This is a genomic window from Capnocytophaga sp. oral taxon 878 (genome assembly GCF_002999135.1).
Classification (GTDB): domain Bacteria; phylum Bacteroidota; class Bacteroidia; order Flavobacteriales; family Flavobacteriaceae; genus Capnocytophaga.
On sequence record NZ_CP027229.1, the window covers coordinates 2,207,501 to 2,232,048 of the forward strand.

The following is a 24,548-nucleotide window of genomic DNA, read 5'->3' on the forward strand; positions in this document are numbered from 1 at the left end:
AGATAACCTTCTTTCCATAACATCGGTTTCTCTAGAAAGGAGGTGTTCCAGCCGCACCTTCCGGTACGGCTACCTTGTTACGACTTAGCCCCAGTCACTAGTTTTACCCTAAACAGCTCCTCGCGGTAACCGTCTTCAGGTACCCCCAGCTTCCATGGCTTGACGGGCGGTGTGTACAAGGCCCGGGAACGTATTCACCGGATCATGGCTGATATCCGATTACTAGCGATTCCAGCTTCACGGAGTCGAGTTGCAGACTCCGATCCGAACTGTGATCGTCTTTATAGATTCGCGCCTGCTCACGCAGTGGCTGCTCTCTGTAACGACCATTGTAGCACGTGTGTAGCCCAAGATGTAAGGGCCGTGATGATTTGACGTCATCCCCACCTTCCTCACGGTTTGCACCGGCAGTCCCAATAGAGTGCTCGACTTTAATCGTTAGCAACTATCGGCAGGGGTTGCGCTCGTTATAGGACTTAACCTGACACCTCACGGCACGAGCTGACGACAACCATGCAGCACCTTGAAAACTGTCCGAAGAAGGGCGTATCTCTACACCTGTCAGTCTCCATTTAAACCTTGGTAAGGTTCCTCGCGTATCATCGAATTAAACCACATGCTCCACCGCTTGTGCGGGCCCCCGTCAATTCCTTTGAGTTTCATTCTTGCGAACGTACTCCCCAGGTGGGATACTTATCACTTTCGCTTAGCCACTCAGCCTTACAACCAAACAGCTAGTATCCATCGTTTACAGCGTGGACTACCAGGGTATCTAATCCTGTTCGCTCCCCACGCTTTCGTCCATCAGCGTCAATTAATTGTTAGTAATATGCCTTCGCTATCGGTGTTCTGTGTAATATCTAAGCATTTCACCGCTACACTACACATTCCAACTACTTCACAACCATTCAAGACAAACAGTTTCAAAGGCAGTTGCTTAGTTGAGCTAAGCGCTTTCACCTCTGACTTATCTGCCCGCCTACAGACCCTTTAAACCCAATGATTCCGGATAACGCTTGCATCCTCCGTATTACCGCGGCTGCTGGCACGGAGTTAGCCGATGCTTATTCATAAGGTACCGTCATCAAAGTACACGTACTCCTTATTCTTCCCTTACAAAAGCAGTTTACAATCCATAGGACCTTCATCCTGCACGCGGCATGGCTGGATCAGTCTTCCGACCATTGTCCAATATTCCTCACTGCTGCCTCCCGTAGGAGTCTGGTCCGTATCTCAGTACCAGTGTGGGGGACATCCCTCTCAGAACCCCTATCTATCGTAGCCTTGGGGAGCCGTTACCTCTCCAACTAGCTAATAGAACGCATACTCATCTTTCACCACCAAGGCTTTAATAGTTCCACGATGCCGTGAATCTATACTATGGGGTATTAATCCAAATTTCTTCGGGCTATCCCCCAGTGAAAGGCAGATTGTATACGCGTTACGCACCCGTGCGCCGGTTTCAGCCCGAAGGCTTATCCCTCGACTTGCATGTGTTAGGCCTGCCGCTAGCGTTCATCCTGAGCCAGGATCAAACTCTTCATCGTTAAAATCTTTAATGTTTTAAACCGACTTTCAAGTTATTGACTTCAGGTTTCACTCAATTCTTTAAATCTTTGTTTTGTGCTGTACAACATTATGTCAATGTACGTGTTGTTTTCTTACGCTTACAAGACTAATTTTCGTCTCATTTGCGGGTGCAAAGGTACGGCGTTTTTTTAATTCTCCAAATTTTTTCAAGACTTTTTTTGAAGTTTTTTTGAGTTTATTTGTTAAACGGTTGATTGTCAGTGATGTGAGAAGTGAAGTTTTTTTGCGTAAAAAAAGGATGAAAGGGAGAAAAGGGGGGATTGGTGGGGAAATATGCGGGGGAAAATGTAGGGATGTGGGGGAAGGGGGTGTGGAATTATAATAATATATAGGTAAGGGGGTGGTTTGGATAATAAAAGCACCGCTCTCCATTGCATAAGCGGTGCTTTTGGTTTCCTCATTAGAGGCTTGATGTGTGTTGTTTTATTTGGTTGTTATCAAACTTTGATGACTAGGGAAAAGTGCTTTATATGCTGCTACACTATCTGCAGGTACATATAAATATTAGTTCCTATATTATAGTTATTGGTTTGTACCTAAAAAGTATATAGGCTCTAGTGGGAGTTGCTTTCTATCTTCTAATGATAAATTGGCGTAATATGTTTCCCATAGTTCGACAAACTTAGTAAAGTCTATAAGCTGTATATGTTTAGTATTATTATGAGCCTCACGTTTTGCTTCAGAGGTAAAAGAACTTGAAGTTACAAAAATACCTATATCTGTACTCCTTTTGAGTACTCCTGCTAATTGTTGTACTGCTGGAGCTGAAACTTTATTATCATCAGTGTAATGTTTTACTTGTACAATAATACGTGGAGCTTCTACCCCCAGTGGGTCTTTATAGGCTATAATATCGATACCCCCATCTTTACCTTTCTTTGCTACTTCTGCTATATAATAGCCCATAGCTTTTAGTAGTGTAGCAACTAAATCTTGGAATTCATAGGGGTTTTTAGCTCTAATAAAAGCATTTATACCCTCTAAAGCTTTATCTTTAAAGGTTTCTAAAAAGGCTAATTGTGTTTGCGAATTAACCTCTGCATCAGGTTCCTCCACTTCTGTATCGATATTATCTGAGGATTGCCATTCTTTATATTTTTGCTTAATGGTTTGGAGCAACTTTGCAGCTCCTTGCTTCATAGCCTCTTCGCCTTCTTGAGTCAAGCTCCAATTTCCTGATTTTTTAATTAAAAAGCCTGCTTTAGTGCAGTTAATGCTATAGAAGTTGAGTATTGTTTCCCATCGGCGTCCTCCTGATTTCTCAAGGAAACTATTGGCATAGTTATCTGAAGAAAAAATAGGAGCTACTTTAGTGAGTAAATCTTTTTTAGGCAGCCCTTCGGGTTCTTTTTTTAGAGTTTCAAAAACTGCATAAATTACCTTTTGTGCTATTTGCGTTGTTTTTGATGTTTCTCCTTTAATAGTTACATTCTTCATTTTTAGTTGAATTAATTTTTAGACACCTCAATTAGTTTTTATTCCATATCATTCATTATTTTCATAGATATAATATTTTAAATTACTTTCTTTTATACTATCTTTATCTATACATAAATCTTCATAACCTACTGTTAGGTTATTAGATATAGATAAATATTTTCCTTTTCTTTTTATATAATAAATATATCTATTATTCATTACTTCACCCCATTCATATAATTTAGGGTCATCTTCATATTGAGACTCTTCTCCTATGTATATATTGACAGTTCCTGAAATAGTATCAATCTTTTTTATTTTTAATAAATACCAATCCATAGACAACCTATCCATTAAAATATCTCCTTTAATTTCAATAGAGGAAAGAGTGTCTATTAAAATCTCATTATCTATTTCTAATAAACGATAAAATAGTTTGTTTAAATTTTTTTTATTATTTATTGAGGTTTTATCATTAATGGTAATAGATGTTAATTTCTCTTTTTTTCATAGCTTAAGAATTTTTGAACTTCATTGTTCTTACAATTTATAAGCAACAAACTAAAAAATATATAAATAAATGAAATTTTCATAACTCTTTTAGATTTTCTAAGTCAATTTTTATTGTTATTTTTTTATCTAAGGCTATCGGTAACAAAGTCCTGCACAGCGATAAAATGGCTGCTGCTTAGCTTCATTCCGTCTATCCAATTTACAGGATAATGGGTGAGTAGATTGTTGATTTGATTTTAAAGTGGATAAATTTTTCTTCATTTGATTTTACATATCTCATTAATCATCCGAAAATTCTATTTTTGTTTCAATTTTCTTTATTTTGTTAATATACAATGAATCTATTAGTATAAAGGTTGTATCTTTTCTTATATTATACATTAATCCTTTTTTAGCATTATAACTCAAACATAAAGCATCAGAAGCATCCCCATCTTCCATCTTTACAAAATAAGTTAGCAGAGTATCTTTTTCTTCTATTTTCTCTATGGTCCATTTATTACCTTCCATTGTATTCCAATTATCTATAAGCATATCATTGATAAATACAATTGTAGGCATATCATCATCTCCTTCAAGATAAGGGTGTACAGCAAGAAAGAGTTCTCCATCATCTTCACCTTTATATAAATAATAGAATTTTTTACCTATAAGAGGATTGTTTATTTCAGCTTTATCATCAAAATTTAAACTTGATATACTATCAGTAGGAAAATCTATTTTAGTGTTATTATTAACAACATTTTCACAAGAACTCACTGTCCCTATTAAAAATAAACTAATAAGTAATAATTTCATATGTTGACTTATATTTTGTTTTGCAAAGGTAAGGGTTTTTTATTTAAGGTTTATAGTCTTCCCAACCATATTTTCTATATTCAGGAGCAGGAGAAAATTCAGCTGCACCCCAATCTAAGTCTCCTGAGCAAGGGATGCGACAAATGCCCCAATTAGCTACTTTTTTAACTCCTGTCTTATAACTTGTCCAAGTCCCTACAAATTGGTTGTTTCTATAGTCATCTGAATATTCTTCAATATCATCAAATAAAAACACTCCTTTATTGTTAATATACCATCTTAATAAAACCTTTCCTTCAAAGATACCCGTAGCTGATAATTTTTTATCTTCTCTAAAATGATAATCTGCAATGATAATTCCTTGTGATTTTATTTTCCCCACCATATCATCCTCTAAACCTTTAGAATGCTCTGCAAAAAAATATACATGTTTGATTTTTATATCTCCTTCAAACAATCTTACATTTTTACCAACTTTTGTTTTCCCTTTTGCTATATAAAGACTATCATTTGTTGTTGATTTTTCTATTTTTAGAAAATTAATCTCTAATCTTCTTTTAATCTTTATATCAATAAACCCAATATAAGGAATAACCCCAATATAAGGATTGGTAGGAAAAGATGGTTTAGAGAGCATTGAACTTATATCAATGTTCCCTAAATCAAGTCTTCCTTTGCTATTAAAACCGCCATTTAAATAGCCAATCTCTTCCTTAATAAAATCTTCAAAATCACAATGTTCTTGTGCATTAGATATGGTATCAGATTTGGTATCAGATATGGTATCAGATATGGTATCAGATTCGATACTTAATGATTCATTTAGTGGATCTTTTTCAGTGTTATTATTAACAACATTTTCACAAGAACTCACTGTCCCTATTAAAAATAAACTAATAAGTAATAATTTCATATATTGTTTTATATTTTGTTTTGCAAAGGTAAGGGTTTTATTTAAGGTTAATAGTCTTCCCAACCATATTTTCTATATTCAGGAGCAGGAGAAAATTCAGCTGCACCCCAATCTAAGTCTCCTGAGCAAGGGATGCGACAAATGCCCCAATTAGCTACTTTTTTAACTCCTGTCTTATAACTTGTCCAAGTCCCTACAAATTGGTTGTTTCTATAGTCATCTGAATATTCATCAATATCATCATATAAAAACACTCCTTTATTATTAACATACCATCCTAATAAAACCTTTCCTTCAAAAACACCAGTAGCTGATAATTTTTTATCTTCTCTAAAATAATAATCTGCAATAATAATTCCTTGTGATTTTATTTTCCCCACCATCTCATCGTCTGCTCCTCTAGAATGCTCTGCAAAAAAATATACATGTTTGATTTTTATATCTCCTTCAAACAATCTTACATTTTTACCAACTTTTGTTTTCCCTTTTGCTATATAAAGACTATCATTTGTTGTTGATTTTTCTATTTTTAGAAAATTAATCTCTAATCTTCTTTTAATCTTTATATCAATAAACCCAATATAAGGAATAACCCCATAAGGAAAAGATGGTTTAGAGAGCATTGAACTTATATCAATGTTCCCTAAATCAAGCCTTCCTTTGCTATTAAAAACGCCATTTGTATAGCCCATCTCTTCCTTAATAAAACTGTCAAAATCACAATGTTCTTGTACATTAGATATGGTATCAGATATGGTATCAGATTTGGTGTCAGATATGGTATCAGATATGGTATCAGATTCGATACTTAATAATTCATTTTGTGGATCTTTTTCAGTGTTATTATTAACAACATTTTCACAAGAACTCACTGTCCCTATTAAAAATAAACTAATAAGTAATAATTTCATATATTGTTTTTTTTGTTTTTTCATTTGTTTTTTAAGATATTTATGCAATATAAAATAGAATTTACCTTTGTGTTATTATTTTTATTCCATTAACTTGATAATCAAAAAATTTAATTGAGGTGTCAAAGTATTTTCAGAGTGCAAATATATGAAATTATTTTGATACCTCAATCTTTTAATTCCTCTTATCCAGCGTACAAAGATAAGAAATAATTTCTATAAATACTCATAAATGATAAAGCGACCTTGGGAGTTGGTGGGGACTTTTATTTTCTTTTCGCCTTTGATGAAGTGAAAATTGCGATGTGTTTCCCCATTGTCGATGATGGTGCTGTGCTTTTTGTCTATTTTGATATGGAATTCGTACATATCGGCTTCAAAAGGCAGGTCTTTGCCATAGGTATTATAGCGTTTGTGAGGGATATAACCTTCTGAACCTGCGGTGTAAAACTCAAGAGCTCTGCCTCGGTGGTCATATTTGGTTACATATTCGCCATAATATTTTTCACCTTTTAACGTATAGAGTCTGCTTGGGGCTAAAGAAATGTTTTGACTGGCGTGCAATACATACTTTGCTTTGATGTACTTCACTTGCTGTAAGGAGTCTAAGGCTTGTGGTGAGAGTTGAGCAAAGGTATTAACAATACAAGCAAGAGTAAAGATAAATGTTAGTTTCATATATTTTTACATTTCTATCAAATAACCATCAAATAAAAACTAATTGATTGTCAGCAGTTTAATTTTTTAAAAGGGCTTTTCTATCAAATGACCATCAAATAAAAACTAATTGATTATCAGCGATTTAATTTTTAAAAGGGCTTTTCTATCAAATGACCATCAAATAAAAACTAATTGAGACGTCTATTTAGCTACATACTAATTGACTTTGGGAAACGGGAGAACGTTCTACAATATCTCCACAGATATTACAAGTACGTGAAAAATCTTTTCTGACTTGGTATTTTTTATGACCACATTTACGGCAACAATACCCTTTTTCCCATTTTATGGAAGCTAAGTATTCTTCGCAATCTAAGTCTGTTTTAAAGCGTTCAGTAAACTCTAAGAGGCTTTGTCCCTTAAATAATTCCATAATACATTAATTTTCAGAGTGCAAACATATGAAATTATTTTTACACCTCAATTAGTTTATAAACTTCCTCTTATTTTCTCATAATACTCCATCACAAACTTCAAGTCTTCTGGAAGTGAGTTACGATCTATAGACCATAGTATATCTGGATTTGTGTTATTCTTGTTAAAAAATAATGCAATATAAAAAAACTCCTCATCACAAATAGGTATATAATTTAAAAAATTAAAATTATTATTATCTAAATATTTGTAAGGTATCTTTTCAAAAAAAAACTCATTATTTTTAGTGATACTTTTTTTAATATTTGATTTTATAACAAGAGTATCCTTATATATATTTTCAAATAAACAAACACTATCTCTAGTTAGAAAAATACCATTGATTGTATCATTTATACTAAAAGGCCGATCAGAGGGAATGTGATAGAAGGCTATTTTAGAAACCTGATGTTTAGTTGTTTTAAATTTAATAAATTTCTTATTGTAATATATATCCGTTACACCGCAAGAATTAGTACAAAAAAAAATAAGATAAAATAAATACTTCATAAGACTAATAATTAAAAATTAAACTTCTATCTCTTCTCATTATTTCCCATTGCCATTTAAAAAAAGAATACATCTTTCCTTTGAAATCATTATCGCTTGAATCAGGAGCATTTACCTTCTTCCAATCATAGTCCATTATATTATCTGTTTTATTTTTTTTCAAGGAAAAATCTAGAAGATTTTCATTGTTATTAGTATGTCGACGAAAATTGGAGAAGGTGTGATTTAAACCTAAACTATGCATTAATTCGTGGGCTATAGTTGTTCTGTTGGCATCACCATAACACATTGAAATATTTTCATAAGACTCACCTAATAGTTCATCTTCTTCCACAAAACGTGGTTTTCCAAAAGTAATACTCATGGTTTTATTATTATTTTAAAAACTTAAAACCATTGTTGCTCATATATGACTTTATTTTCTTATCCGTGAGTTCGATGTGCGGTCCTCCTATTGCTTTGACTTCTTTAACCTTATTGTCATATAGATGCACAAAAATATAGCTAAAAGTTGTGCAATTCTTTATATAACATGCAACACGCATTTCAATGGCTACATAAGTATCCTTTCTGTTTTTTGAGCAATGTATAGCACGAGGAATACAATAGTCTAATGCAAGTTCCTCTTTGTCAAACCTCACTTGTTGCTTATTGATGGTTAGAAAATATCCGTTGTCTATACTGTGTTTGGGGATAGAACACTCTGGCTCTCTCCTTCTAACATTCTTCGTATCAATAAGCATATAGATGTCATTATCTAATGCTTTGATGTTTATCACATACCTGCCAAAAGAATCGTTTAGAAGCCCCCAACAATAGGGATTATCAAACAAATCTATTTTAGCATACCTCACATTTTGCTGTGAATACGTTATATTAAAAAATAGAAATAAACAAAGAAATCTCATTTTTTTATTTTTTAAATAGAAAATCTAGAAGATTTTCATTGTTATTAGTATGTCGACGAAAATTGGAGAAGGTGTGATTTAAACCTAAACTATGCATTAATTCGTGGGCTATAGTTGTTCTGTTGGCACCACCATAACACATTGAAATATTTTCATAAGACTCACCTAATAGTTCATCTTCTTCCACAAAACGTGGTTTTCCAAAAATAATACTCATAGTTTTATTATTTTTAAAGATTAGTATTTTAATCCATTACGCATATAATGCTTGATTTGTTTATCAGATAGAAACTGGGAATAAACAGTAATAATTTTCTTACGTTTAATTATTCCTTTTTCTAAATATATAAATATATAGTTATTGGTGTAATTTTTGCTATAACTTATACCTTCAAGATGAATTACAATATATGAAAAATCCCCTTTTTTTCTGCAGTATAATGTAGATGGTACACTTGATTCTATATGCTCTATATTATCAAATTCTACATACTGCTTATTGATATATCCAAAAAAAGGTTTATTCTTATCTATTTTTAAAACATTATTACATTTATTCTCTGTTAAGCAACCGATTGTTGTATTAATAAATATCTGAATAGGATAATTTAATATATTACCATCAAAAAAATATTGATTAAAATCATCATTATATTTTATCCGACAGAAGGAGCTTACAATTGTTTTTTCTTCAAATATTTCTTTATTTTGTGCATTAATACATGCAAAAAATATTAACATTGATATAGTTATTAATTTCTTCATAATAAATCGTATCCTTTTTTTGTTGTTTTATAAAAAATAGTATGTGGAAGATTTCCCACTCCTTTATAAACTGATGTTGTTATATATTCAAAGGAAGATTTTTCTTTTATCATTTTTTTATCTTTTTTATCATTGAAATTCCATGCAGAAAAACCACCAACTCTATGTTCTATTTTTATAAATAAGTTTTCTTGCCAATAAGTATTATCTTTATGTATCTTTAAAATATCAATACCATGCCATCCTATAGCTCCTTTTTTACTATTGGATAAATATACTCATCACGTATCCAATCAAACCCAAATTCTCCTCTATAATCATCAGGTCGCCTAAAATGCACCAAAAATTTGGGAAGACTATTTTCATCTCCCTTTGGTTCTTCATCTTCTTCCACAAAACGTGGTTTTCCAAAAGTAATACTCATAGTTTTATTATTTTTAAAGGTGTTAATATTTTAATCCATTACGCATATAATGCTTGATTTTTGTATCGCTATCAATAGGAGTACCCTCACTCCTAATTATTTTTGAATTCATAACAACTCCTTTTTCCATATATACAAAGATATAATAATAATCGTGGCAATATTTACTATAACACATTGTGTATAATTCAATTGCGATATAGGTGTTGTTATTCTGTTTTTTAGACCAAAGCACCATAGGTATACAACTATAAATTTCATCAATTTCCTCTAATTGTATAACTTGATTATTAATCTTTAAAAAAGGATTGTTTTTTAATTCTTCTTTTATAACATTAGTACAATTATGACTACCTAATCGACCATTTGCTGTATTAATGCATAAATAAATATGATCACCCATAATATCTTCATCAACGACATAATAGCTATCACCATCATCTGACTCACTCCAACAACAAGACTCGTATATATTTTTTGAGGAATATGTCTTCTTATTCTGAGCAAAAATAATACATTGAGTTAATAGTAATAAAATAATAAAACTTTTCTTCATAACTTTTTATAACCTAATTCTGTTGTTTTATAGAATAATGTTGGCAAACCTTTTTCAGTTTTATGTATAAGGTTTGTCCTTCTTGTGAGGCACTAATCTGTATGCGCATTCCATTAGGAGTAACGGCGTGGCACTCTTCAAGGGTTAGTTGCAGGCAGTTGTAGTGATCCATCAGCACGTGCATCTTTACCGCATCGCCTGCCACAGGATGTAAGCCGTAGTTAAGGTCTGTGGTTTGCAAGGCTATGGCATCTCTAACGCTATCGGTAATAAAGCCCTGCACAGCAATAAAATGGCTGCTGCTTAGCTTCATTCCGTCTATCCAATTCACAGGATAATGGGTGAGTAGATTGTTCATTGTATGATTTCTATTTTATTTATAATTAGTTTTATACAAATTATTTAGTATATCTTTTAAAAAAAAGATTATTGTAATAAGGAGGAAGTATTTTAGCATATATTATATCTATTAATTTCCATTTCTTATAAGTAGGGTCATACATGTATATACAACATTTTGCTTTTTTTTTAATAGAAATACTTTCTTCTGTACAATTGTCCTTATTTACTAAATATTCTTTTTTTATTTGACAAGAGAAAATGAAGTACTCGTTAAATTTATCTTTCAGTAGTTTATAAATTTTTTTACTATCACTATCTAAATCAATATTTTCAAAATCCCCTTTTGCATAAAACATTTTTCTCCAATATATTTTCAGATCATTCTCTTTAGGGATAAAGTGGATTGTAAAATATCCCTCATTAAAACAATCTATGTAGGACATTATAGGATGATCAGAAATATTAGATTCATCTATAATTAATGAATAAATGGCCTTCTCATATTTTTTATCAAAAAAATCAATTTGTGAGAACTTTAAATTTTCCTCTTTTTCTGATACAATCTGAGACATTAATACAGATGTATAAAAGAAAAAAAGCACAATAATTCTATTTAATTGCATTTCCATTTTCATCGAATTTAGTTTTCGAAGCTGTTTAAACTTTTTCTTATAATAAAATAAAAGTTCCCAAAAATTAGTAATTTTGTGTTTGAGAAAAAAAGAACACCAAAATTCAGGAACTTTGGGCAAAGATACAATAAATAATTGGATTATTCCCTTTTCTCTTAGAGAGTTTTTAGAAAGCAAAGAAATTATAGCAAATATTAAACCTAATCCCCGAAATGGAAAGCAACCAGATGTTTATTTTGATGAAGAATTGTACAAAAATAGGTTTAAAATTGAACAAGCAAATGGTTGGCTTGACGGATATAAAGGTTTGATAATGAGATACGAGTATATTGATGTAACTTGGATTGGAATGCTCTTATTAGGGTTTATCTCCAAGTTCCTCAAAAAAGTTTAAACACGTTTGTTGTGTATTTCTAAAAAATGTTGATTTTATAAGATAAAATTCTAAAATAGAGGCTTGGGACTTGTACAAGCCTAATTCACTCGCTGCAAATAGCTGTCTACCTAAGTTAGCCTCTGTAATGCAGTCATCATCCCAGAGGGTAAGCGAAAAGCCCGCTTGTCCTAATGCTTTGAGGGAATGATTGATACGCGCTAAGGCGGTGAGCACTTGTGAGCCTGTGCCGCCTGCTCCTATCAGATGTATTTGCAGGCTATGAGGACTGTTTACCAATAATACATATTACAGGTATTAATATTTATGACAAAACTGCTCCACTCTTGTGTAGTGATAGGGTTCTTACCTTTTTTCATTTCTACAGTTCTATCAGATTTTAAAAAGTCTTTTAAGTATATTCTTTTTAAAGGATAACCTTTAGCAACAAATTCCATAAAGCTGGTAGGCTGTATTTTAGTAGTGTCTATTAGGATTTCGAAACCCTCTCTATCATCTCCAAAAACACCTACACAATGCGTGCTATCCACCACAACTAATATAGCAGCACGAAAAGGAGCTTCCCTCTCAAAGGACAGTTTTCCTTTAATTTCTGTCTTTCCTTTTCTGTATTCATCCCGAAGCTTTTTGTCTTCTTCTTCATTATAAAAGATGTCTATATCACCTGCCAGTGTATACAACTCTCTGGGGTATTTATAAGCCAATTTTACATATTTTTTCTCATTAATATGCCCTGCATAAAAAAGGCTTTTAGGACTTCCTTTTATAAAACGCAAATAATCCACCTCTCTTCCAAAGCGTGACTTAGGATTATACTTAAAATCATAATCCGCCTTGCAGGATACAAACAGTAGGAAGAGTATATAATATATTATTTTCATCATTACTTGATTTTAATTATAAAATTCTTTTTCCTACCCCACTTGCAATGAATCTTTTCCAAGATTCTTTTTTATAATATGCTTCTACAGGCCACCCTCCAAGATCTCTCTTGTATTTATTTATTATCCTCATCTTAAACCTATGCAGTGCACTGCCTGAAAAAGTAGGTTTTGCAAGAGCTGCATTGGTATTACTAAAAACATCTATAAATACATCGCTATTAATTTTCTTGTTTTTATTAAAGGTGATTTTTAATTCAAATTCAGTCTCTTTTCCGTTTCTTTTTGTTGTATATTCTGATCCAAATGGCCTTTCTTTTTCACCTTCCTTTATCGTTATAGAAGCTATACTGGGGGATAAAATATTATTGAGGTGTCTATTTAGCTACATACTAATTGACTTTGGGAAACGGGAGAACGTTCTACAATTCTTTTCATTAATTTGTTAAAGATAGTATCTTTATTTTGTGAACGATTAATTCTAAAACTGTATTCCGCTAAATAGCGGTCTATATTAAATTCTGATACCCAAGAATATATACCTCGTATCCAAGACTTTACTTGATGTATTACCTTCCTCTTTTCCTCCTATGGTAAATTCATCAACCTGCACTCTATCATTCATTTTGTGCGATTCACTGGATTTCATAGCTTCACGGACTTTTTGCATAAAATAATGTGCAGTCTGACGACTAATTTGATAACGACGAGCAACTTGTGAGGCTGATAACCCTTTAGTTGTAGTTGTCATTTCAAAACATATAAAAAATGCTTTACGTAACCCAAATTTTAGTCTATGAAATAGTGATCCATCAGCACGTGCATCTTTACCGAATCGCCTTCCACAGGTTGTAAGCCATAGTTAAGGTCTGTGGTTTGCAGGGCTATGGCATCTCTAACGCTGTCGGTAACAAAGTCCTGCACAGCAATAAAATGGCTGCTGCTTAGCTTCATTCCGTCTATCCAATTTACAGGATAATGGGTGAGTAGATTGTTCATTGTATGATTTCTATTTTTATATTATTTTTATGAATATATCCTTTTATTCCATCTGTTGTTATAATTAATAACCAATCGTCTTCGTCTTCAACTACTCTTACTTCTTCTCCGTTTCTTATCTTACTTATAGTATAGGAAGATGAATTTGCTTCTTTTTTTATTTCTATATCTCTTTCCTTTCCATTAATATAGTAGTAAGTATTATATTTTTTTAGGAAAGATTTTAACTCTTCCCTATTGTCATGTCTCATAGTAGTATCTGTTATAATCTTTTCTAATATTCCCTTGACTTCTTTGTCTTTTTTTTCTACAAGATAAACGAAATAGGGTCCTGAAATATTATTATATGTTCTATATTCATTTTTCACTTCATTTAGAGCATGTTTATAAAAACTATCTTTGATCTTTTCTAATATTTTTAATTTACGAGCTGTTGTATCATTATCTCCAAATGTTATTTTTATCATTTTTGACAAATATAAATTCCGAAAATCCCATTCTGATAAGATATTGTCAAAATCTCCATTTTCAATGTCTATTTTTTCTGCATTATGATACAAAAAAGTTATTAATTCTTTATCTTCCATTTTTTGACTATAACTATTAAAAGTTATTAAAAAAAGTATTATAATTTTCCAGTCCATTTTGTTTCTTCTATATTTTTGTTATTCCAATTAGATTCTTCTACTTCTCTTTCTTCAAGAATTATTTTCACATTATTGAGGTGTCAAGTTAAGGGCATACCAACTGAGATCCATCTTCCCACTTTAAAGAAGCTAGCTATTCTTCGCAATCTAAGTCTGTTTTAAAGCGTTCAGTAAACTCTAAGAGGCTTTTTCCCTTGAATAATTCTATAATACATTCATTTTCAGAGCGCAAATATGTGAAATTATTTTGATACCTCAATTTATTTATATGCTCTTTAATAAAACTAAAATTGGGGAATTTTGATGATAGTTGCGAGAGATACCAAAGAGTTGTTCTTTTGGGGGTGGTGTTTGGTTTTTTGTTTGGAGTAATTGTTATTAGCAATGTTCATTGGTTTTTATTTCATAAATTGGGTTAGGAGTTAGGATTATTGCTTCTTTTTTGCTGACTATTTACTGGGCAAAGATACAAAATATTTTTTAACTGAGAATTAATAATTGACAATTTATCTGTATTTTTTGGCAAAATATAGTATTATGCAGTTGGGGTGGTGAGAGATAAGAGCGATGAGAATAATGTAATGTTTTGGGGATTTGGTTGTGAATTTGGCAAAAATAGAGCTTAGGGATGATGTGGCTGAAAATCAGGGGAGTGAGGTCTTTCCTTCGTTTATAGTTCGTTTATCCTTCGTTATAGGTTCGTTTAAGGTAGGTAAGAGGTAAGGGATAAGAGGTAAAAGGGGTGGGGAGGAATAGGCTGATTATTAGGGGAGAGGAGTTGGGGGATAGGGGATAGAGTGGGTGGAGGTGATTTTGAAAGATTGGCAAGAAAAATGGGATTTGGGTGAAAAATCAGGGGAGAGGAGTAGGGAGATAGGGGATAGAGGGGGTGGAGGTGATTTTGAAAGATTGGCAAGGAAAATGGGATTTGGGTGAAAAATTAGGGGAGAGGAGTTAGGAGATAGGGGATAGAGGGGATGGAGGTGATGTAAAAACAAGGGGGGTGTTTTGGTTAATTAAAATTTGTTTTGTATCTTTGCGGGAGAAAATAGAAATCATAAAATTGTAACCATTATGAAACAACGTGTACCCGTATCGCAAATTATGAGTAAGAAACTTATTACTCTTACTCCTACCCAATCACTTTATGAAGCTGAACGCCTCTTTAAAAAGCACAATATCCGACATATACCTGTAGTGGAAGGGGATAAACTTATTGGCATAGTGAGCTATTCGGACTTATTACGCATTAGTTTTGCCGATATGACGGATGGTGAAGAGGAAGTAACATCGGTGGTGTATGACTTGTATACTATACCACAAATAATGGCTAAAACCCCACTTACTGTAAGTGCTGATACTTCAATTAAGGAAGTGGCTGAAATATTATCGGCACAAAGTTTTCACTCTATTCCGGTAGTAGAGGGGGATAAACTAGTGGGGCTTGTAACTACTACCGACCTTATTAAATACCTTTTAGATCAATATTAAACTTACATAAGAGGTGAGAGATGGGAAAGTAACCAAATGCTTTGTTATCTCTTACCTCTTACTTTTTTTAACTGAAAAAGATGAATGAATTAACATTAGAACTTACGGATGTAAGCGCACAGGTGTTCTGTGGGGAAGATGAAAGCAATATTAAGTACATCAAAACTTTGTTCCCGAAGCTGAAAATAGTGGCTAGGGGTAGCAAGCTGATTGCTTTTGGCGAAGAACACTTACTAAAAGACTTTGAAGCACAAATAAATAAACTGATTGCTTATTGTACTAAATACAATAGACTAGATGAGAGAGCTATAGATAGTATCCTATCGGCAGTGGAGAGTGAAAATACTGAGAAAGTACGCGCAGAAGATATTATAGTACACGGGGTAAATGGCAAGGTGATTCGCCCTCAAACTCAAAACCAAGTGAAACTGGTGGATATGATGCGCAAGAACGATATGGTTTTTGCGGTGGGACCTGCTGGTACGGGTAAAACTTATGTGGGGGTAGCCCTTGCAGTAAAAGCTCTTAAAGAAAAACAAGTAAGGCGTATTATACTGACTAGACCTGCGGTAGAGGCTGGGGAGAACCTTGGGTTCCTTCCGGGGGATTTGAAAGAGAAGCTTGACCCTTATATGCAACCGCTATATGATGCGCTGAGGGATATGATACCGACAGAAAAGCTGAATGCTTTTATTGAGGCGGGGATTATTGAGATTGCCCCTCTTGCCTTTATGCGTGGGCGTACTTTGGACAACGCTTTTGTAATCCTTGATGAGGCACAGAACACTACTCACGCGCAAATGAAGATGTTCCTTACCCGTATGGGACGCAATGCTAAATTTATGATTACTGGTGACCCAGGACAGATAGACTTGCCTAGAAAAGTATCGTCTGGACTTAAAGAAGCGATGCTTATACTTCAAAATGTAAAAGGGATAGCCTTCCTGCACTTGGATGATAAAGATGTGGTGCGACACCCACTGGTGAGAAGCATTATTGAGGCTTATAAAACTATAGAAAATAACGAATAATATACAACTAAACATTGTATTTGTAACTTGTACTTTGCCAAAGTTTTGAAACTTTGGCAAAGTTTTTTTTGTGCTATTACAACCTTCTAAAAGAGAAAAACGTTTATGGGATAGAAACGAACCATTGGCTAGTATGCTAATTTATAAAAACTGATTATAATGAAAAAGATTTTTCTATCACTGTTGTGGGCTGTGAGTAGTTTGGGAATGGCTCAAAATGTGTTTAAAGGGACTTTGATGAATGCTGAACAACAAGGGGTAAGTGGGGCTAATATTCTTCTTATAAGCTTGCCGGACTCGACGCTTGTAAAAGGTGCGATAAGCAATGAACGGGGGGTATTTGAACTGCCTAATCCTGCTGAAGGTAAAAAGCTACTTATCAGGATTACGCATTTGGAATATGAGGAGAAAATGATAGCTGCCGAAAAGAGCAACTTGGGCACTATAACCCTTGAGCGTATTACTAATGAATTAGGCGAGGTGGTGGTGAGCGCTAAACGACCTATATTAGAACAGAAAGGAACTAGAATAAGTACTAATGTGGCACAATCGACTTTGCAGAATTTGCCTAAAACTGAATTGCTTATTAACTTCCTCCCAGGGGTGAGTACTTCATATACTGGTGGGGGTTTTGAGGTGTTTGGGAAAGGGAATCCTATCTTTTTTATTAATAACCGAAGGGTGCGCAACCTTGACGAAATAAATCAGCTTTCACCTAAGGATATTGAAAGTATTGAACTGGAAACTCAGCCGGGTGCAGAACACGATAATACGGTAGGGGCGGTTATCTATATCAAACTGAAAAAGAAACAAGGTGATGGGCTGAGCGGCTCGGTAGAGAATGAGAACTATGTACTGAAAAAAGGTGCAAGTGTTAATACTTGGGTTAACCTGAACTACCGCAAGGGGAAAACGGACTGGTTCACTACCATAGGTAACTTTAATAACTTCGGGAGAAAAAATGCTGACTATTACCAAGATTGGCAGGTGCATACGCAAAACAATGAGTGGCGGGTGCTAAGCAATGAAACTAATGAGAGTAATGCTAAGGGCTTACAGGCTAAGGTGGGTGTAGCGCACGAGATTTCGGACGGGCACTCGGTAGGGATGAGTGTGAGAGGAAGTATAGAGCCTATGGTAGGGCATAGATTAAGCACCCAAGAGACTTCGACGTATAAAAATAATTTGCTTACGGCTAAGGGGATTAATGAATATGACCGCTTCAACCAAAATAAGAACCTAAGTGTTAATGCTTATTATGAGAGCAAACTGACTGAGGGACTGAAATTGCAAACGGATGTGGATTATATAGGACAACGGTCGGCAAATACTTCGGATATTATAGAACGTAACTTACTTACGGGAGGTGTGAGAAATGTGCATACGCACTCGGACGCTGCATCGGACTGGTGGGGGCTTAAAACTACCTTTGTGCAAAAATGGGGCAAGGGTACTGTGAACTACGGGGCTGAAGTGAGTGACTTACACCGCTGGGAGGACTATGTGGATAATGTGCTTGTGGCTTCGGAGGTTAAGAATACCGAAAGGCGGTCGGCTGGATTTGTGAGTTTTTCGTACCCTATAAAAAAAGTGAATTTAAAGGTGGGTACACGCTATGAGTACGCTGATTTTGGGTACTATGATAGGGGGCAAAAGAGTGAGGTGAAGAGCAGGGAATACCGCAACTGGCTGCCTAATGTATCGGTTGCTTTTCCTTGGGAGAAGACACAACTTACTTTTAGCTATGCGAGGAAGATTAAGCGTCCGGCTTTTTATGAGCTGAGTGATTACAACAGTTATTCGTCGTCTTTTTTGTACAACCGTGGGAATCCTTATATTGTGCCTCAGCTTACTGATGAGTGGGGAGCGCTGGCTACTTATGGTCCTATTTCTGCTTCGGTGAATTATTTGAACATACACAAGGGTATTTATTCGGATTATCAGCTTTCAAGCTCTAACGGTGATGTGATAGAGAGTACGCTGCGCAATTATGATGATTTTAGTGTGCTGAAGTGTGTGGTGAATGCGCAAACGCAGATAGGTAAATGGATGCCTAAACTTACTTTTACTTATGGGAAGCCTTTTGCTGGGAATGTGTTTTACAGGAGTGAAGGTAGGTTTTCGGTGGAGTTGATGAACCAGATTGTTCCTTCGGAAAACTGGTTAATCTTGGCTATGTTTACTTACGCGAGCAAGGGTTCGGAGCGTGAGGCTTACGTTTATAGGGATATGAGTGGTATGTTTGTAGGTGTTGCGCGTATGTTCTTCAACCAATCACTTACGGTATTTGCAGTAGTTTCTGACCCTTATGATGGGTTGAGTCCGTATACGCGTATTGAGAACTCAGTGATTAGCCTTGGCAGTGTGAGTAAGTACAGCAATATGAGTTTTAAAGTGGGGTTAAACTATAACTTTAACTCGACTCAAAGCAAATATAAAGGGCATAGTGGGGGAGAAACAGATAGGCTTTAAGAGTTAGGGGGTAGGTGTTAGGGGATAGATAGATAGAATTCGGAGCTTTATTTGATAAAAAAACAGCTGCTGAGCGGGTGCTTGGTGGCTGTTTTTGTTTAGGGGATAGGAGGGAGGGGATAGGAGATAGGACATAGAGAGGGGAGGGCTGAACTATCCTTCGTTTATAGTTCGTTTATCCTTCGTTATTCGTTCGTTCGGGATAGGGGGTGGTGGGTGGGCGTTTGGGGGTTGGTGGAGGTGGGGTGTTGGTTTGTAGGGGGTTGGCTTGTGGGGTGAAATATTTTTGGGGTTTGGTGTTGTTACTTAACATTTATTTACTACCTTTGTGCCATAATATTAAGAATTAACCTCCTTTTGTTATGTTAAAAAATTTCTATTTTTATGTACTATTGTTTTTTTCGGCAACGGTCTTTTCACAAGTAAAGGTGGAAGGGGTGGTTACCGATGAGCAAACAAAGAAGCCCTTACAAGGGGTTAAGGTACGTGTGAATTCGCCTTGGCGTGAAGCTGTTACGGATAGCAAGGGACGCTATGTATTGCAGTTGCCACAGGGTGATTTTCTTTTGCTATACTCCCTCGGTGGTTATACTACGCGGGAGGAGGTGGTGATGATTACTGGGGAAGACCATCAGACATTGGCTGGGATTAGCCTAGGTGCTGACTATGCGCAGGAGATGGAGCAGCTTGCTGTGATTACTGAGAATGAGCTTGAGGATGATGAAAGCCAAGCTGACGCTATGTCGGGGATATTACAAAGCTCTCAGGATGTATTTATGAGGCGTGCTGCTTTTGATTTCAGTTCTGTATTTTTTAAGCCACGTGGATATGACTCGAAGGATGCGACGGTGCTTATTAACGGTATCCCGATGAATAGGCTAGAGAATGGCAGGGCGCAGTATGCTAATTGGGGAGGGCTTAATGACTTGACCCGGAACCAAGAGATTACCAATGGTATTAGTAAATCGGATTATACATTTGGGGGTCTGTTGGGGTCTAATTACATAAGCATACGACCTTCACTTAATAGGGCAGGGTTGCGTTTGTCGACATCTGTTAGTAACCGGAGTTATGTGGGGCGTGTAATGGCTACCTACAACTCGGGGGTACAGCGCAATGGGCTTGCGTACACGCTATCGGCTTCACGGCGTTGGGCTCCTAATGGCAGCTGGGTAGATGGGACTCTGTATAATGCTTTTGCTTTTGCTGGGGCAGTGGAGTATCAGTTTTTAGATCATCATAACTTGAATTTTGTGGGGCTGTTCACTCCTGTAAAGCGTGGTAAATCTTCGCCATTAACGCAAGAGGCGCTTGATCTTTTTGGTTATAGATATAATCCGTATTGGGGAAATCAGGGGGATTACAAGCGTAACTCACGTAACAGAATTATATCGGAGCCGATATTTGTGCTTTCGTATAATTATGAGAAGGATAATACTAGGCTGAATATTGATTTGGGGTATCAGTTTGGAGAGATAGGTAATACGCGTATTAGCTATGGTAATGCTAGTAACCCAGAGCCTACTTATTACCGCCGTATGCCGAGTTATTATATTAATCAGCCTGCGGGAGCTGATTATGATTTGGCGGCTTTGCAGCGTGAATATATACTTAATAACTCACAACTTAATTGGGCTGATCTCTACCGTGCGAATGCTAACATTAGTGATGGGCGTAGTGCGTTTATTGTAAGTAACGACATTAATAGGGAGCGGACTTTTACTACTAACATTAACTTTTCGACGCCTATTGATGAGCAGATAAAGCTGACTTCGGGGATTGTGTACCGGAATATAACTTCGGATAATTTTGCGGAGGTAGATGACCTTTTGGGAGGCTCATACTTCTTAAACTATGATTATTTTGACGATCAGCCTTATGATGCTAATGAAGCTAATATGCGCAAGGGTAAAGGGGATAAATGGAATTACTTCTACGGGCTGAAAAGTAATGTGATGGAAGGGTTTGGACAGGTAGAATTTACCTTTAAAAAGGCTGAACTATTTGTAGCTACCCGCTATCATTACACTGATATACAGCGTGATGGGAAGTATAATTACGCCTTATACAGAGATTCATACGGCAAAGGTGCTACTAAGTACCAAAACGGGGTGAGCACTAAAGCAGGGCTTACTTATGCTTTTACAGGTAGGCATCTTCTTCAGCTAAATATTGGTTATTTTAACACTCCGCAATCGGTTCGTAATATTTATACCAATGTGAGAAATTCCAATCGGATATTGCCAAATATTAAGAATGAAGTAGCCTACACTACTGATGCGAGCTACATATTACGCTTGCCTAATGTTAAAGGGCGCCTTACAGGATATTTTACCCAGATAGAAAACACTTCGGAAACGAACTTTTTCTATACTGAAACTGCACTTACAGATGAAATAGACCATGATTTTGTGGCTCAGACTGTTGATGGTATCCAAAAGCAACATTTTGGTATAGAATTAGGAGCAGAGGCAAGCCTTCTGCCTACGCTTAAACTAAGTGGTGCTGCTGCAATAGGACAATATACTTATAGTAACAACCCTTCTCTATATATTTCATCGGGAGAGATTAGCAAGGCTATTGACGAGGTTAAACTTAAGAATTATCACGTACCAAGCGGTCCACAACGTGCTTATTCATTAGGATTAGAGTATCGTGATCCTAATTACTGGTGGATATCGGGGACAGCAAACTTACTTACACATAATTATGTATCACTTTCAGCCTTGAACAGGACTTCACAATTCTTTATCAATCCAACTACTAAAGTACCTTTTGATAATATTGATAAAGCAAAAGCCCGAGAACTATTGAAGCAAGAACGCTTATCGGATGTGTTTCTTATCAACTTGGTAGGAGGTAAATCATGGCGTGTTAATAAGACTTATATCAGCGCTATGCTTAGCGTGAACAACCTATTGGGTACTAATTTTGTGTCAGGAGGATTTGAACAATCACGTACAGCTAATTATGGTAAAATGTTGCAAGATAATGCACATAACATTCCTACATTTGGCAACCGTTACTTTGTAGGTTATGGCCGTACTTATATGCTTAATTTAGCTGTAAGTCTTTAATTGGAAATTCCTTCAAGCTAAAGAAGGCAAGGGAAGAAAGTTTTTAGAATAAAGAAAGTCCTAACCCTAATTTAAAATAAGAACTAAAATGAAACTAACAACATTAAAAAACAGTGGAATAGCCTTACTATCGCTATTCACCCTCATATCCTGTGTAAAGGATGATGATTATGAGCTTCCGGAAATAAAGAAAGAGCTCCCAAGTTTTAATGGTAGTATTGTAACATTTGCTACTTTAACCAGCAAGGCAACTGCCTCAGTAACTACTTATACCGCTAACGAAGCTATAGAAGGCTATGTAATATCAAGCGATGAAGGAGGTAACTTCTATCAAAAAATCTATATCCAAAATCCAGAAGGCACACAAGGAATATCAGTAGCTATTGAGGAAGGATCACATTATACCGAGTATCCTTTAGGTGCTAAGGTGCAACTTCGCCTTAAAGATCTCTCTACCCATCTTAATAATGGAGGAGTTGATGTAGGTTATAAAACCTATACTTCAGGCAAGTATACCAATGTGGGTAGAATTACTAAATCTATCTACAAAAATCATCTATTTGATACAGGTGAACGCAAACCACTTACACAACTTGCCAAAGAATTTACCTCTATAGCTCAAGCTGCTACTGATAGCAACGTAAACCAGCTTATTACCCTAAAAAATGTACATTTCCCCGATAATGCTGTTGGGAAAACCTTCTTTGTAACCCCCGAAGCTACTGCTCGTGATAAAAATGGCACCAACTACAACCTTACTGATGCTAGTGGCAAGCACATTATCTTCCGTACCAGTAGCTTTGCCAAATTTAAGAATCAAATAGTACCCGCCGGTACAGTAAATGTTACCGGAGTTCTTACCAAGTTTGGTAGCACCTATCAGTTTATGATTAGTAACCATCAAGACTTGGTAGTTGTGGGAGGCACCGTTACCCAAACTCAATCTGCTACCGTCGAAGCTATTGAAGCCGCTACAGCCACAGCCTCTGTTTTTCAGGAAAATAAACTAGTGAAAATACACGGTATAACCATCTCCAAAGGCGGTCGCCCTTACTTTAAACTCGCAGACGGCACCCTTATCCTAATTTATGCCCCTAAAGAAGCTAAAGTTTCTGATGCCGATATGGAAAAATTGACTACCGAAGGTTATGAACTTACTGTAAAAGGTACCTTGATTGATCATAAAGGAACTAAGCAAATTAAAGTAGAACAAGCCTCCGATATCACCTTCGGCTCTGCCCCTACCGCTCCTACTTATACTCCTCTAGATGCTAGCACCGCCACCCTAGCCGATTACGCCGATGGTAAATACGTCAAACTACATGGTACTATCTCTTTTGAAAACAAACATTCATACATAATTCTCAAAGATAATACCAAAATACAGCTCTTTACAGCCAATACATTTGCCATTAGCAAAGAAAAAACCGATAAGTTAAAAATTACCGGACAAGAAGTAACCATCTCAGGTAAGTTCGAGGACTATAACCCTGCTCCCAACAATGTAATACGTGAGCTTATTTATTTTAAAGACAGCGATGTGGTATTAAGCGGTACCACCCCTGCTCCTTCTATCGTTGCCTTAGATGCTACCCAAGCCACCCTTGCCAATTTTACCAATAACATCGGCAAAACAGTCAAACTCACCGGTACTCTCGTCGAGGAAAGCGGCAAATCACACATCAAATTCTCCGATGGCACCGATATCCAGCTATACGTACCCAACTACGGCAAACTACCTGCATCCTTTAAAAATAAAATGAAAGCTGGTACCAAAGTAGCCATAACCGGTACTTTTAAAATATTTGAAGACAAAAAAGCAAACAAGAACATAAACCAAATTGCCTATACCAAAACCGAAGACGTAGAATTTCTATAAAATCTTTCCATAACGCAAAAAAAAGGAGCTGTAAGGATTCCCCTTCAGCTCCTTTTCATTTGCCCTTACACCAAAAACACCCTTCCATTATTAAATATCCACCTCCCTCCCCTCATTCCATTTTTCTCAACCAAATCCCATTTTCATTGCCAATCTTTCAAAATCACCTCCACCCACTCTATCCCCTACCCCCCAACTCCTCTCCCCTAATAATCAGCCTATTCCACCCCCACCCTCTTACCCCTTATCTCTTATCTTTTGC

At 35.6% G+C, this 24,548-nt stretch carries 24 protein-coding genes, 1 rRNA gene and 3 pseudogenes; 6 read left to right on the top strand and 22 right to left on the bottom strand.

From position 1 onward, the window contains the following. Positions 1-35: 35 nt before the first annotated feature. The 17 genes and pseudogenes from C4H12_RS09965 to C4H12_RS10050 form a co-directional block, all read right to left on the bottom strand. Positions 36-1,547: ribosomal RNA gene (locus tag C4H12_RS09965) — 16S ribosomal RNA — on the bottom strand. A gap of 565 nt (positions 1,548-2,112) precedes the next feature. After that, positions 2,113-3,027: a restriction endonuclease gene (locus C4H12_RS09970; RefSeq protein ID WP_254424757.1), complete on the bottom strand. Its 915-nt coding sequence runs from the start codon at positions 3,025-3,027 to the stop codon at positions 2,113-2,115. Between the two features lie 48 nt (positions 3,028-3,075). After that, positions 3,076-3,348 carry a hypothetical protein gene (locus C4H12_RS09975; protein ID WP_106098783.1) on the bottom strand — a complete coding sequence of 91 codons (273 nt, stop codon included), beginning with the start codon at positions 3,346-3,348 and terminating at the stop codon, positions 3,076-3,078. Positions 3,349-3,801: 453 nt separating this feature from the next. After that, positions 3,802-4,320 (bottom strand): hypothetical protein, encoded by a 519-nt coding sequence (locus C4H12_RS09980; protein WP_106098784.1) that lies wholly within the window; start codon positions 4,318-4,320, stop codon positions 3,802-3,804. A 43-nt stretch (positions 4,321-4,363) separates the two neighbouring features. Next, entirely contained in the window at positions 4,364-5,233 is an 870-nt protein-coding gene (locus tag C4H12_RS09985) for a hypothetical protein (RefSeq protein WP_106098785.1), read from the bottom strand. A gap of 47 nt (positions 5,234-5,280) precedes the next feature. Further along, positions 5,281-6,168 carry a hypothetical protein gene (locus C4H12_RS09990; RefSeq protein ID WP_254424758.1) on the bottom strand — a complete coding sequence of 296 codons (888 nt, stop codon included), beginning with the start codon at positions 6,166-6,168 and terminating at the stop codon, positions 5,281-5,283. A gap of 192 nt (positions 6,169-6,360) precedes the next feature. Then, positions 6,361-6,822, bottom strand: coding sequence for a hypothetical protein (locus C4H12_RS09995; protein WP_106098786.1), 462 nt, complete (start codon positions 6,820-6,822; stop codon positions 6,361-6,363). A gap of 235 nt (positions 6,823-7,057) precedes the next feature. Continuing rightward, positions 7,058-7,237 (bottom strand): annotated as a pseudogene (locus C4H12_RS10000) (IS1595 family transposase); the annotation flags it as partial. Positions 7,238-7,293: 56 nt separating this feature from the next. Beyond that, complete coding sequence (locus tag C4H12_RS10005; RefSeq protein ID WP_106098787.1) at positions 7,294-7,788, bottom strand: hypothetical protein; 495 nt, start codon at positions 7,786-7,788, stop codon at positions 7,294-7,296. Positions 7,789-7,792: 4 nt separating this feature from the next. Then, positions 7,793-8,152: a hypothetical protein gene (locus C4H12_RS10010; RefSeq protein ID WP_106098788.1), complete on the bottom strand. Its 360-nt coding sequence runs from the start codon at positions 8,150-8,152 to the stop codon at positions 7,793-7,795. Between the two features lie 10 nt (positions 8,153-8,162). Then, complete coding sequence (locus tag C4H12_RS10015; RefSeq protein ID WP_106098789.1) at positions 8,163-8,696, bottom strand: hypothetical protein; 534 nt, start codon at positions 8,694-8,696, stop codon at positions 8,163-8,165. 4 nt (positions 8,697-8,700) lie between these two features. Further along, a complete protein-coding gene (locus tag C4H12_RS10020; RefSeq protein WP_106098790.1) occupies positions 8,701-8,913 on the bottom strand; it encodes a hypothetical protein in 213 nt (70 codons plus the stop codon). 20 nt (positions 8,914-8,933) lie between these two features. Next, a complete protein-coding gene (locus C4H12_RS10025; protein ID WP_106098791.1) occupies positions 8,934-9,461 on the bottom strand; it encodes a hypothetical protein in 528 nt (175 codons plus the stop codon). A 244-nt stretch (positions 9,462-9,705) separates the two neighbouring features. Continuing rightward, positions 9,706-9,885, bottom strand: a complete 180-nt coding sequence (locus C4H12_RS10035) for a hypothetical protein (protein ID WP_106098792.1) — start codon at positions 9,883-9,885, stop codon at positions 9,706-9,708. A 22-nt stretch (positions 9,886-9,907) separates the two neighbouring features. Then, positions 9,908-10,441, bottom strand: coding sequence for a hypothetical protein (locus tag C4H12_RS10040; RefSeq protein ID WP_106098793.1), 534 nt, complete (start codon positions 10,439-10,441; stop codon positions 9,908-9,910). Positions 10,442-10,454: 13 nt separating this feature from the next. Next, positions 10,455-10,799 carry a hypothetical protein gene (locus C4H12_RS10045; RefSeq protein ID WP_254424759.1) on the bottom strand — a complete coding sequence of 115 codons (345 nt, stop codon included), beginning with the start codon at positions 10,797-10,799 and terminating at the stop codon, positions 10,455-10,457. 40 nt (positions 10,800-10,839) lie between these two features. Next, positions 10,840-11,412 (bottom strand): hypothetical protein, encoded by a 573-nt coding sequence (locus C4H12_RS10050; protein WP_129588232.1) that lies wholly within the window; start codon positions 11,410-11,412, stop codon positions 10,840-10,842. 82 nt (positions 11,413-11,494) lie between these two features. On the opposite strand from C4H12_RS10050, the gene C4H12_RS10055 reads away from it, so the two are divergent. Further along, positions 11,495-11,809 (top strand): hypothetical protein, encoded by a 315-nt coding sequence (locus C4H12_RS10055; RefSeq protein ID WP_106098794.1) that lies wholly within the window; start codon positions 11,495-11,497, stop codon positions 11,807-11,809. 54 nt (positions 11,810-11,863) lie between these two features. Here C4H12_RS10055 and C4H12_RS10060 read toward each other — a convergent pair. The 5 genes and pseudogenes from C4H12_RS10060 to C4H12_RS10080 form a co-directional block, all read right to left on the bottom strand. Then, a pseudogene (locus C4H12_RS10060) lies at positions 11,864-12,061 on the bottom strand (ThiF family adenylyltransferase); the annotation flags it as partial. 20 nt (positions 12,062-12,081) lie between these two features. Then, positions 12,082-12,693 (bottom strand): hypothetical protein, encoded by a 612-nt coding sequence (locus C4H12_RS10065; RefSeq protein ID WP_106098797.1) that lies wholly within the window; start codon positions 12,691-12,693, stop codon positions 12,082-12,084. Between the two features lie 378 nt (positions 12,694-13,071). Continuing rightward, a pseudogene (locus C4H12_RS10070) lies at positions 13,072-13,540 on the bottom strand (IS1595 family transposase); the annotation flags it as partial. Continuing rightward, the gene (locus C4H12_RS10075; RefSeq protein ID WP_254424760.1) at positions 13,480-13,689 is read right to left on the bottom strand and encodes a hypothetical protein; all 210 of its coding nucleotides are present in this window, start codon (positions 13,687-13,689) and stop codon (positions 13,480-13,482) included. The pseudogene C4H12_RS10070 and the gene C4H12_RS10075, both read right to left, overlap by 61 nt. Beyond that, positions 13,686-14,276, bottom strand: coding sequence for an SH3 domain-containing protein (locus tag C4H12_RS10080; protein WP_254424761.1), 591 nt, complete (start codon positions 14,274-14,276; stop codon positions 13,686-13,688). The genes C4H12_RS10075 and C4H12_RS10080 overlap by 4 nt, the downstream gene beginning before the upstream one ends. Before the next feature lie 1,134 nt (positions 14,277-15,410). Between C4H12_RS10080 and C4H12_RS10090 the strand changes: the two genes are divergently transcribed. From C4H12_RS10090 to C4H12_RS10110, 5 genes are all read left to right on the top strand, one after another. Beyond that, a complete protein-coding gene (locus C4H12_RS10090) occupies positions 15,411-15,827 on the top strand; it encodes a CBS domain-containing protein (protein ID WP_106098800.1) in 417 nt (138 codons plus the stop codon). An 80-nt stretch (positions 15,828-15,907) separates the two neighbouring features. Next, positions 15,908-16,858 carry a PhoH family protein gene (locus tag C4H12_RS10095; RefSeq protein ID WP_106098801.1) on the top strand — a complete coding sequence of 317 codons (951 nt, stop codon included), beginning with the start codon at positions 15,908-15,910 and terminating at the stop codon, positions 16,856-16,858. 159 nt (positions 16,859-17,017) lie between these two features. Continuing rightward, the gene (locus C4H12_RS10100; protein WP_106098802.1) at positions 17,018-19,330 is read left to right on the top strand and encodes an outer membrane beta-barrel protein; all 2,313 of its coding nucleotides are present in this window, start codon (positions 17,018-17,020) and stop codon (positions 19,328-19,330) included. A gap of 362 nt (positions 19,331-19,692) precedes the next feature. Next, complete coding sequence (locus C4H12_RS10105; RefSeq protein WP_106098803.1) at positions 19,693-22,407, top strand: TonB-dependent receptor; 2,715 nt, start codon at positions 19,693-19,695, stop codon at positions 22,405-22,407. Between the two features lie 88 nt (positions 22,408-22,495). Next, positions 22,496-24,286, top strand: a complete 1,791-nt coding sequence (locus C4H12_RS10110; RefSeq protein ID WP_106098804.1) for a DUF5689 domain-containing protein — start codon at positions 22,496-22,498, stop codon at positions 24,284-24,286. Positions 24,287-24,548: the final 262 nt, after the last annotated feature.